General features: G+C 61.4%; 11 protein-coding genes. 2 read left to right on the top strand and 9 right to left on the bottom strand.

The window, feature by feature from the left end; genetic code table 11:
- The 3 genes from LDL37_RS14515 to LDL37_RS14505 all read right to left on the bottom strand — a co-directional run.
- Positions 1–770, bottom strand: a 770-nt coding sequence (locus LDL37_RS14515) for a 3-hydroxyacyl-CoA dehydrogenase NAD-binding domain-containing protein (RefSeq protein ID WP_290799536.1), incomplete at its 3' end; no start/stop codon positions are given.
- 261 nt (positions 771–1,031) lie between these two features.
- Positions 1,032–1,964, bottom strand: a complete 933-nt coding sequence (locus LDL37_RS14510) for an electron transfer flavoprotein subunit alpha/FixB family protein (RefSeq protein ID WP_290799535.1) — start codon at positions 1,962–1,964, stop codon at positions 1,032–1,034.
- Complete coding sequence (locus LDL37_RS14505; RefSeq protein ID WP_290799534.1) at positions 1,964–2,710, bottom strand: electron transfer flavoprotein subunit beta/FixA family protein; 747 nt, start codon at positions 2,708–2,710, stop codon at positions 1,964–1,966. Before LDL37_RS14505 ends, LDL37_RS14510 begins: the two co-directional genes overlap by 1 nt.
- Before the next feature lie 203 nt (positions 2,711–2,913).
- Here LDL37_RS14505 and LDL37_RS14500 point away from each other — a divergent pair, with 203 nt between their 5' ends.
- Positions 2,914–3,243, top strand: coding sequence for a hypothetical protein (locus LDL37_RS14500; protein WP_290799533.1), 330 nt, complete (start codon positions 2,914–2,916; stop codon positions 3,241–3,243).
- A gap of 12 nt (positions 3,244–3,255) precedes the next feature.
- On the opposite strand, the gene LDL37_RS14495 is transcribed toward LDL37_RS14500, so the two are convergent.
- Together LDL37_RS14495 and LDL37_RS14490 are read right to left on the bottom strand one after the other, a co-directional pair.
- Positions 3,256–3,825, bottom strand: a complete 570-nt coding sequence (locus tag LDL37_RS14495) for a cob(I)yrinic acid a,c-diamide adenosyltransferase (RefSeq protein ID WP_290799532.1) — start codon at positions 3,823–3,825, stop codon at positions 3,256–3,258.
- A gap of 7 nt (positions 3,826–3,832) precedes the next feature.
- Positions 3,833–4,033 (bottom strand): twin transmembrane helix small protein, encoded by a 201-nt coding sequence (locus LDL37_RS14490; RefSeq protein ID WP_290799531.1) that lies wholly within the window; start codon positions 4,031–4,033, stop codon positions 3,833–3,835.
- A 433-nt stretch (positions 4,034–4,466) separates the two neighbouring features.
- Between LDL37_RS14490 and LDL37_RS14485 the strand changes: the two genes are divergently transcribed.
- Positions 4,467–5,147: a TetR/AcrR family transcriptional regulator gene (locus LDL37_RS14485; protein ID WP_290799530.1), complete on the top strand. Its 681-nt coding sequence runs from the start codon at positions 4,467–4,469 to the stop codon at positions 5,145–5,147.
- A gap of 73 nt (positions 5,148–5,220) precedes the next feature.
- Here LDL37_RS14485 and LDL37_RS14480 read toward each other — a convergent pair whose 3' ends face one another.
- From LDL37_RS14480 to LDL37_RS14465, 4 genes are all read right to left on the bottom strand, one after another.
- On the bottom strand, positions 5,221–6,324 hold the full coding sequence (locus tag LDL37_RS14480; protein WP_290799529.1) for an aromatic ring-hydroxylating dioxygenase subunit alpha: 1,104 nt from the start codon (positions 6,322–6,324) through the stop codon (positions 5,221–5,223).
- A gap of 85 nt (positions 6,325–6,409) precedes the next feature.
- A complete protein-coding gene (gene hisC / locus LDL37_RS14475) occupies positions 6,410–7,513 on the bottom strand; it encodes a histidinol-phosphate transaminase (protein ID WP_290799528.1) in 1,104 nt (367 codons plus the stop codon).
- A gap of 307 nt (positions 7,514–7,820) precedes the next feature.
- Positions 7,821–8,654, bottom strand: coding sequence for a chorismate mutase (locus LDL37_RS14470; protein ID WP_290799527.1), 834 nt, complete (start codon positions 8,652–8,654; stop codon positions 7,821–7,823).
- 147 nt (positions 8,655–8,801) lie between these two features.
- Entirely contained in the window at positions 8,802–9,851 is a 1,050-nt protein-coding gene (locus tag LDL37_RS14465; protein ID WP_290799526.1) for a DUF2125 domain-containing protein, read from the bottom strand.
- Positions 9,852–10,000: the final 149 nt, after the last annotated feature.

The following is a 10,000-nucleotide window of genomic DNA, read 5'->3' as shown; positions in this document are numbered from 1 at the left end:
TACTTGGAATCCGACAGGCCGTCATACAGCACATTCATGATGGCCAGCACCGTATCCAGACCGATAAAATCGCCCAGCTCCAGCGGCCCCATCGGGTGATTGGCCCCCAGCTTCATGGCCGTGTCGATGGCTTCGACCGTCCCCACCCCTTCGTACAGGGTGTAGATGGCCTCATTGATCATCGGGATCAGGATGCGGTTGACGATAAAGGCCGGATAGTCCTGCGCATTGGCGGTGATCTTGTCGAGGCTTTCAGCAAAGCGCACCGCCGCCTCATAGGTGTCGGTCTCGGTGGCGATGCCGCGGATGATTTCGACCAGCTTCATGATCGGCACCGGGTTCATAAAATGCAGGCCGATAAAGCGCGTCGGACGATCCGAAGCCGTGGCCAGTCGCGTGATCGAAATGGACGAGGTGTTGGACGCCAGAATGGCTTCGGGTTTCAGGTGTTCGGACACCGATTGGAAGATGGCCTTCTTGATCTCTTCGTTTTCGGTCGCCGCTTCGATGACCAGATCGCAGTCGGCCAGTTCCGAGGCCATGGCCGCCGGCTTGACCAGCTTGACCGCATTGGCGGCTGTCTCAGCCGTGATGACGCCCTTTTCGACCGACCGGGCGATGCCCTTGTTGATCTTTTCGATCGCCTTGGCGATGGCGGCGGCCTGCTGATCGTAGAGGAAGACGTCGTAGCCTGCCTGCGCGCACACCTGCGCAATGCCCGACCCCATCTGCCCTGCCCCGATAACGCCGACGACTTTGATCTCTGTCATTTTGAACCCGCGGTACTTGTTATTAGGGCAGGAGCTTAAACCGCCCCACCGGGTAATCAAGGGCCCAGAAAAAATTATACCTCCCCAACTTGTTGGGGAGGGGGACCGCGCCTGAAAGGCGTGGTGGTGGGGTATCTGGCTATACGTCCCTTTACGCAGTGACGAAGTTCAAAAAAAGAAACCCCACCACCACATCTCACCAGCTTCGCAGGCTCGTGCGGTCCCCCTCCCCGGCATAGCCAGGGAGGTATAGAACAGCGTTTAACCCAGCGCCTTGAGCAGAGCCGGGACGGCGGTCTTGTAATCTTCGACCAGACCGAAATCGGCGACCTGAAAGATCGGGGCTTCCGGGTCCTTGTTGATGGCGACGATGACCTTGGAGTCCTTCATACCGGCCAGGTGCTGGATAGCGCCCGAAATACCGACGGCGATGTAGAGCTCAGGCGCCACGACCTTACCGGTTTGCCCCACCTGATAGTCATTGGGGGCATAGCCCGCATCAACCGCCGCGCGCGAGGCGCCGACCGCGGCCCCCAGCTTGTCGGCCAGGGGCTCCAGCACGGCCTTGAACTCATCGGCCGACCCCAGCGCCCGGCCACCGGACACCACCACCTTGGCCGCACCCAGTTCCGGACGGTCCGAGACGACCTTTTCGTCCGACACAAAGCGCGTCTTCAGCGTCACCGCCGGAACCGCCACGGCTTCGACCGCCGCCGAACCGCCCGTCGCCGCCACCGGCGCAAAGGCCGTCGGGCGCACGGTCAGCACCTTTTTGGCGTCCGCTGTCTTAACGGTTTCCAGCGCATTTCCGGCATAGATGGGGTGGACGAAGGTGTCGCCCGCCACTACGTCGATGACGTCGGAAATGATCGAAACGTCCAGCGCGGCAGCGATGCGCGGCGCAACATTCTTGCCCGAAGCCGTGGCCGGGAGGGCGATGGCGTCATAGCCACCGGCCAGCGACACGATCAGGGCCGAAACGGCCTCAGCAATGTCGGCCTTCAGCTCGGCGCTTTCGGCCGTCAGCACCTTGCGCACGCCCGCCGCCGCAGCGGCCTGAGCGGCCACGGCAGACGCTTCGCCATAGACCAGCACGTCGATATCCCCCGACAGCTTTTGCGCCGCCGTGATGACCTTCAGCGTCGTGTCGCGCAGGTGCGCGCCGTCGTGATCGGCAATAACCAGAACCGCCATCAGAGAACTCCTGCCGTCTTGAGGTTAGCGATAAGGGCATCGGCGCTATCGACCTTGATACCCGCCGACCGCTTGGCCGGCTCGGTGACCTTGACCACCGTCAGGCGCGCCGCCGCATCGACGCCGTAATCGGCCAGGGCCCTGGTATCGAGCGGCTTCTTCTTGGCCTTCATGATGTTGGGCAGGGAGGCGTAGCGCGGCTCATTGAGGCGCAGATCGGTCGTGATGACCGCCGGAAGCTGCACGCCGAGCGTTTGCAGACCGCCATCGACTTCGCGGGTGACGAGCGCTTCGGAACCTGCGATCTCCACCTTCGAGGCGAAGGTCGCCTGCGGCCAGTCGAGCAGGGCCGACAGCATCTGACCGGTGGCGTTGTTGTCGCCATCAATGGCCTGCTTGCCCATCAGCACGATGTCCGGATTTTCCTGAGCCACTACGGCCTTCAGCACCTTGGCTACGGCCAGCGGCTCAAGGTCCTGATCGGTTTCGATCAAGAGGCCGCGATCGGCACCCATGGCCAGAGCCGTGCGCAGGATCGCCTCGCACTGCGCGACGCCGATGGAGACGGCGACGATCTCGGTCACCGTGCCCTTTTCCTTGAGGCGCACGGCTTCTTCGACGGCGATTTCGTCAAAGGGGTTCATGGCCATCTTGACATTGGCCAGATCGACGCCGGTCTGGTCAGACTTGACGCGGACCTTGACATTGTAGTCCAACACCCGCTTGACGGGTACCAGTACCTTCATTGTGAGCTTTCCTCGCAGCAAGCTATAATTCGATGACGTTTACTGACGCCGCTGCCCCTCAAAGTCAATCGGTGTCGTGGCGGAAACCCGCGCATTTTATTGGCTTTCCGATCTCAACGGCAACCATTTCGCTTGCCTGAGGCGCGGTTTGAAGGCATGGAAACGGGCACTCAACTGATCGCGCCCTAGCGGAAGCCTGCCGTATGAAAACCGACAAAAATCTTATCCTTCGCGTCAAGTTAATCGCGCTGGGGGTCTTCATAGTGGCCAGTATCGGTATTCTGGTTTACGGCGCGCTGTACGAAATGCCGCGCCGCAAGTGTGAGGCCAATGGCGGCTGGTGGTCGGACAAGTACCGCGCGTGTAAAACGCCGGTCTATCTTCCGCTTTTGACCAAACGCAAGGCGGGTGAGCCGCAAAAGATCCTGTGGCCGACCGAAGACGCCAAAGGCGCGTCCAATGGTTCGCCCAGGCCGGTGGATCAGCCGGCGGCTTCGTCGGCTTCGACAAGCGTGTCGGCTGCATCGAAGTAAGGTTTAACCTCCCTAAACCTTACCCGGCACCCACAGCACATCGGCACGGCCCTGATCATTGGCATGGCGCGCCAGCACGAACAGCAGGTCCGACAGCCGGTTGAGATAGGTCGTCACCGGTGGGCTCACCACCTCATCCGCCACCTGCGTCAGCGCCACACAATCGCGCTCAGCTCGCCGCACAATCGTGCGGGCCAGATGCAGATGCGCGCTTAACGGCGACCCGGCAGGGAGGATGAACGAACTGAGGGGCTCCATTTCACCATTAAAGCGATCTATCGCCTGTTCCAGCGCCTCCACGCGCTGTGCATCAAGCCGCAGCGGCGTCCAGCTCTTGGGCTGACCATCATCGGGCACAGCCAGATCGGCCCCCAGATCGAACAGATCGTTCTGCACCTGCGCCAGAAGGGCATCGACCGCCCCGTCCGCGAACAGGCGCGCCACGCCCAGCGCCGCATTGGCCTCATCGACGCTGCCCATGGCGACGACGCGCGCATCGGTTTTCAGTCGCCGCGCCCCGTCGCCCAGACCGGTCGTTCCGTCATCGCCGGTGCGCGTGTAAATCCTGTTGAGCTTGACCATAGACGGCTCAGTGCCCCGCCTTCCACCAGGCCAGCAGGCACAGAAGGCCGATGGCCACGGCCTGAAGCATGACGCGCCACTGCATCAGCTTGTTCGACCAGCGCTCGCCAAACCGGCCGCCGCGATAGAGGCTGAACACGCCTATGCCCAGCACGACAAGGACCGCAAACATCGCCAGCAAGGCGGCAATCAGAAGAAAAGTGCTCATCGCAGGCTCGCTCAGCAACAGGCTTTGAGGAAATAACCGGCCTGTATCAACCATGTTAACGCCAAAAAATCCAGATCGTCATGCGTGTTGTTTAAAACAACGCACCCGAGGAATTCTCCGGACAGGCCACTTCATGTTACAGGGTTACACTTTTTTAGAGGTCAGGTCTATTTTTTGCCTGTTTTTCGGCGTAATGAAGTTCTGTATACGACGGAATGAACGATCATTCTCGTTATGGATACATCAGACTTCACCCCTACGGGTGTGGTACGCGTTTCTCACCGAATTCCCTGCGTTAACGCCCTTTGGGGCTTGCCCTACAGACCCGATAGGTATTAAACCGCGTAACCCATTGAATTCCCTAAAACCCTATCCCATTTATGGGTACAGGTTCCATCCGGCGGCCCGCACCGCCCTCAGCACAGCTCGATAAATGAACATGTATCAGGCGTATGAACTGAAAGACAAACTCACTCAGGAAGAGACGGCACTGCCTCTGGGCGCGCGCGCGCGTTCCAAGGAACTGAACCGTCTCAAAATCCTTGCCTCCGCCAAAGCTCTGTTCCGGGAGCGCGGCTATGAGGCGGCCACCTTACGCGACATCGCGCGCGAAGCGGGCCTGTCCACGGGTGCCGTTTTCGCCAACTTCGCCGACAAGAACGAGATTTTCGTGAAGGTCGTCGAAGAAGAAACCGCACGCGTCATCACCGCAGCCATCGACGCGCACGACACGACGCGCCCGCTGGCCGATCGTCTGCACCGTCAGCTTATGGCGGCCTATGAAGCGGCAGAAGGCAATGCGCGCCTGATCCTGTCGGCCTTCGTGATGAACTGGAGCGGTCAGACCAGCGACGCCGAAGCCAATGCCGGTCTGGCCGATATCGCCAGCCTCACCGACATGACGCGTCAGGTGATTCTGGAAACCCTGCGCCACGCCCAAAGCGAAAACGAACTGCCGGCCAAGGCCGACATCGAGCACGGCGCTGAGATCATCGAAGACCTCACCTTCTCAAACCTGCGCCGCGCCCATCGCGACGGGCAGGCGTTCGTCTCCATGGGCGAGCGTCTGCGCTTTCAGATCGAACTGATCGTGTCCGGCCTGAAGGCGGCGTAAGCCAACTCTCTCCTCCCATGAAAAAGCCGCCGGGGTCTCTCCGGCGGCTTTTTCATTTCGGAACTATGGAGACTCAACTGGTCCATTTCAGCGTGGCGGGTTTCAGCGGGTTGGCGAAGGGGCGTTCTTCGGAACGGTGCGCCATCCACTCCTTCTTGAGTTGCTGATACCACTTGGCCTGCGTGTCGGCGTCGTCGATCCACAGGAGTGACGGATCGTATCTCAGCCCTTCGTTTTGCAGATTGACCATGTCGCCGTCCTGCTTGAGGAAGGCTCGGGTGCCGTATTTGAATATCGGGGCAATGGCGCGGAAAATGGCATGATCCGACCAGAAGATCTGCGTGATGCGCGTCCTGGTGGCGTGCACCGGCGTCAGACAGGTGAGGCCCAGAATCTGCCGCTCCCCGATCTCGATATGTTCATAGCGCACGCCGGGCAGGCGGAAGGTGATCTCGGTCGCCGGTGCCCCGCCCAGAATACGATAGGCGCGCGAATTTTTTGACGGCGCGTGACGCACCATCGCAAAGCCGAACTCACGCGGCTCAAAAGCCTTGGCCTTTTCGAGCTGCTTCTTGGAGGAGCGCCACCACCATTGTTGATGCACATAGGGGCCATGCGCCGGGTCCATCAGCCCCACCACCGCGTGGTCGATGTGGCTGTCGAAATCCATGCTCTCAACGATAATGGGTTTGCCCCCGACCACACCGGGCAGCATTGGCGGCTCATGATCGGGCTCGGTCGGGCGTCGCGCATCGGCGGTCATGTAGAGCCAGACGATGCCCTGTTGTTCCTTAACGGCGTAGGATCGCACCCGGATGCGTTCGACGTCCATCGGCTGATCGGCGGTCAGGGAGGGCACCGCCGTGCAGCCCCCATGCGTACCAAACGTCCAGCCGTGATAGGGGCACTGCACCACCGGCTGACCGGTCTGGGGGTCAGGGATCATCTTGCCGGCGGACAAGGGCGCGGCGCGGTGCGGGCAGATGTCGCGCATCGCATAGGCCTTGCCCTGCGTGTCGCGCGCCAGCAGCACCGGCTCGCCCAAAATCTCGTAGCGTTGCAGCTTGCCGGGCTTCAGATCATCGGCCAGTGCCGCAAAATACCAGGCGTCGCGGAGGAAGCCCTGCCCGAAGACAAGACGTTCTTTGGCGATGGGCGGGGCGGACTGATCAGGCATGGGCAAACGATATCACAAAACGGGCGAAAAGAGTGACTATAGTTCAGCACGCGCCGTCGCCAAAAGCGATTATTTGTCGCACCGGCTAACCGGGGAACGCGCCCATTGCCGCGAGGAAGCCTTCGTTTTCGTGATCCTTGCCAATGGTCACGCGCAGACAGTGCGGCAGACCGTAATTGGCGACATGACGCACGATAAAGCCCTTGCGCATCAGGTGGTCATTGGCGCGCACGGCCTGCGCTTCGTCGGCGAAGTGGATCAGGACGAAATTGCCCTGACTGACATCGACGCGATAGCCCAGCGCCCGCACCGCCTGATAGAAACGCGGCCGCCATTGCAGTACCTGCGTGCGCGAGGCGTCCAGATGCGCCTGATCGGCCAGTGACGCCACAGCGGCGTACTGGGCCGGCAGATTGATATTGAATGGCATCCGAATGCGATCCAGCGCTTCGATCACCCGCACGGGGGCGTAGCCGAAGCCGACGCGCAACCCGGCCAGTCCGTGAATCTTCGAGAAGGTGCGCGTGACGATCATGTTGTCGCAATTGCGCGCCAGCGCAAAGGCGCTTTGATAGGTCGGCTCGTCGGCAAATTCCGCATAGGCTTCGTCGATGACCAGCAGGATGTGCGGCGCCAGACGGCTGCGCAGATCGGCAATCTCTTCCGGTGTGTTCCAGGTGCCGGTCGGATTGGCCGGGTTGGAGATATAGACGATCTTGGTACGCGCATCGACCAGCTCCAGCAGGCGTTCGATTTCGACGCGCTGAGCCGGTTCGGGGGCCAGACGCACCTCGGCCTGACAGGCCTCGGCGCTGATGCGGTAGGCAAGGAAGCCGTGTTCACCGGTGACGATATTGTCCCCGGCTTCGAGCCAAGCCTGATTGAGCACGCCGAACACCTCGTCCGAGCCGTTGCCAAAGATCAGGCGGTGCGGCTCAAGGCCGTGATAGGCAGCCACAGCCTCACGCAACGGGGCGGCGTGACCGTCGGGATAGCGGAACAGCTTGGCGCGCGCGGCTTCGAAGGCTTCGATGGCCTTCAGCGAACTGCCCAGCGCGTTTTCATTGGACGACAGCTTGATCGGCTCGGCCACGCCCTCGATCTTCGACTTGCCTCCGACATAGGCGGCAATCTCCCAGATACCGGACTTGGGTTCAGGCTGGGAAGCGGGGGGCGAAACGGTATCCATCGGGGATGTTCCTGCGCGTGCGAATTTTACTAGTATCGTGAATTTGAAGTTCGCTTCATTCTGATATCGAGAGCCGGGCGAACTTCAAATTCAAAAAACGATACTAGATACAATAATTTGGTAGTGTCCTGTTGAATCTGAAATTCGCCAGTGGACGATATCAATCACATGCGAATTTCAGATTCAGGACACTAGGTGCTGGTTAGCACCACGGGGCAGCAGGTTCAATGCAATGTTGGCAAGGCGGGGCGTCCCCTCCGTCAGCTTCGCTGACACCTCCCTCGCTCTCGCATGGGAGGTGGTATCGCTAAATCCGTGGGGATGTCCCGATCACACCGGACAGCGACCCCAGCGCCTTTTCGGCCTTGGGGTCGAGGCGGCTGTCGTCTTCCTGCACAAAACCGGACAGGCCAAACAGCTTCATCCCGCCGGTCGAGCCCAGCCATTCGGCGGCCAGCCCGCGCTGCCCCAGAAGCTCGGTCAGGGCGGCTTCGGACAGACGGCTGTCCGTCACCCAATAGCTGACATCATCGCCGGTTGGTTCGGGTTTCAGGGCGGCAATGGCAAAGCCCTTCGGGCGCTCCGGCGTGCGCTCCGGCAGGGCGCAGATGACCCGCACCTGCGGTTCGGCCAGCAGCCGCGCCCACCACGCGCCAGCGCGGGGATCAAGGCTCAGTATACCGATATGGCGGGGGTCGCGGGCGGCGGCGATGACCTGCACCGGCTCGGCCAGACCGACCTCAGAGGGCGCAGCCCCGAAGCGTTCGCGGCTCCATTTGACCAGTTGCGCCGACGCGTCACCCGCCCAAAAATCAAGGTGAAGACCACCCTGATCCTCACCTTGAATGCGCAGCGATTCCGAGATCAGTTCGCGCCAGATAGCGACCACCGCCGCATCCGAAGCGGCCACGCGCGGCTTACCCGTCAGCTTGCGCAGCAGCATGGCCTCGCGGTCAGGGCGCAGCAGGCAGGCATTGGCGTCACCGCCTTCGCGCGCCTTGGCCGCCGCAATGTCACGCGCCAACGCCGAACGCTCATCGACCAGACGCAGAAGCTCGGCATCAATCGCGTCGATCCGCAGTCGCAAATCAGTCAGCGACAGGGGTGACGGTGGGGTCTGCGCGCGGGCATTGAGGGCCAAGCTCGGTCTCCGTGACCCGGTGACGGCATTGCCGGTGGGGTCTTTTCAAAACTATACACAGCCGTCCCTTTGGTTTCCAAAGATACCAAAGTGTAGCTCTGCTGATTACAGTACAAAACGATATTTTTTACAATATAGATCGCAAATTTAGCGAATAACCGGTGCCGCCGCCACGCGCAGCGGCCCGACATAGGCCCCGCCGTCACGGAAGACGAAATCGAGCTTCACCGGCTTGTCCGCCGTCATTTTTGTACCGACAAAGGCGCGGGCCAGCGGTTCGTATTCCGCCGAGATCAGCCCCGCCCCCAGCAGAAACGCAAACGGGTCACCCGTGCCCTTGACCTCCAGCCCCAAAGGCCCGCTAAGCGCCAGATTGGGGTCGAGCAACAGGGCCTCGGAGCGGCCAAACACCTCAAGCTCCCCCACATGCAGAGAGGCCTGCACCTGACGCACGGCCCCGCCGGCCTCGCGCCAGCCATTCAGATCACCACGGAATTTGGAGGCCTGCGCCATGCGCCCCTGAAAGGCCATGTCGAAATTCTGCCCCTGCCCCAGCCGCCCCAGCAGGCTCTGCGGATGCGCCTGAGCCCCCGACGCGCGCCAGATGAAATCGACCGTATCCACCCCGTCCTTCGTCGGCGTCACGCGCCCTTCGAGGCGCTGGGCGCTTTGCAGGACGAAGGGGTGTTCGGGCTTTGAGGGCGTGAAGGTGGCGTTCAGCCCCTCAAGGCCAATGGTCTGTAGGGGTTGCGTCCAGCCCGACACGCTGACGCGCAGGGCGTCACCGGTGACGGCCACCTGCCCCAGATCGCTCTGATCTGCCCCCTGCCCGCGATAGAGCGTCAGGCCTTTGGTGGCGACAAACATCCACTTATCAAGCGCAAAGGCCGAGGCCTCGGCCTCCAGCGCCGGAACCGCCAGCCCTTTACCATTGGGCGCGATCAGCCGCACGTCTTTCAACTGAAGGAACATGCGGAAGGGATAGCCCTGCACCCGGAAAGGCGCGTGGGCGACCTGATAGCCCTTTGTCGTCAGGGTTTTTGCCTGTTCGGCCAGCCGGGTTTCGATCTGATGCGCGGTGAAGAACCAGTAGCCGCTCCACAGCAGCGCCCCGATCAGGAACAACCCGATGGGCAGGAACAGACCCAGCCGCGAGTGTTTCTTTTTGGGGGTCGTGAGCGCGGGGACGTCGGTCATTCAGGGCTCCGTTCCACCCTCCCCCAACAGGGGAGAGGGCTGGGTAAGGGGGTCTTTATACCAACGGCCGAAGATGCTGACCGCATCCGGCCGTTGAAGACACGAGACTGTCTCATATGTGTCAGTGACATGAGACAGTCTCGAATGGA

The organism is Asticcacaulis sp. (assembly GCF_020217185.1).
Lineage (GTDB): Bacteria > Pseudomonadota > Alphaproteobacteria > Caulobacterales > Caulobacteraceae > Asticcacaulis.
This window is presented reverse-complemented; position numbering and strand designations above follow the sequence as displayed.

Bases quoted from the DNA above. Each gene is read 5' to 3' on its own strand.
- LDL37_RS14510 (WP_290799535.1), bottom strand. From the start codon at position 1,964: ATGGCGGTTCTGGTTATTGCCGATCACGACGGCGCGCACCTGCGCGAC.
- LDL37_RS14505 (WP_290799534.1), bottom strand. From the start codon at position 2,710: ATGAAGGTACTGGTACCCGTCAAGCGGGTGTTGGACTACAATGTCAAG.
- LDL37_RS14500 (WP_290799533.1), top strand. From the start codon at position 2,914: ATGAAAACCGACAAAAATCTTATCCTTCGCGTCAAGTTAATCGCGCTG.
- LDL37_RS14495 (WP_290799532.1), bottom strand. From the start codon at position 3,825: ATGGTCAAGCTCAACAGGATTTACACGCGCACCGGCGATGACGGAACG.
- LDL37_RS14490 (WP_290799531.1), bottom strand. From the start codon at position 4,033: ATGAGCACTTTTCTTCTGATTGCCGCCTTGCTGGCGATGTTTGCGGTC.
- LDL37_RS14485 (WP_290799530.1), top strand. From the start codon at position 4,467: ATGAACATGTATCAGGCGTATGAACTGAAAGACAAACTCACTCAGGAA.
- LDL37_RS14480 (WP_290799529.1), bottom strand. From the start codon at position 6,324: ATGCCTGATCAGTCCGCCCCGCCCATCGCCAAAGAACGTCTTGTCTTC.
- hisC (WP_290799528.1), bottom strand. From the start codon at position 7,513: ATGGATACCGTTTCGCCCCCCGCTTCCCAGCCTGAACCCAAGTCCGGT.
- LDL37_RS14465 (WP_290799526.1), bottom strand. From the start codon at position 9,851: ATGACCGACGTCCCCGCGCTCACGACCCCCAAAAAGAAACACTCGCGG.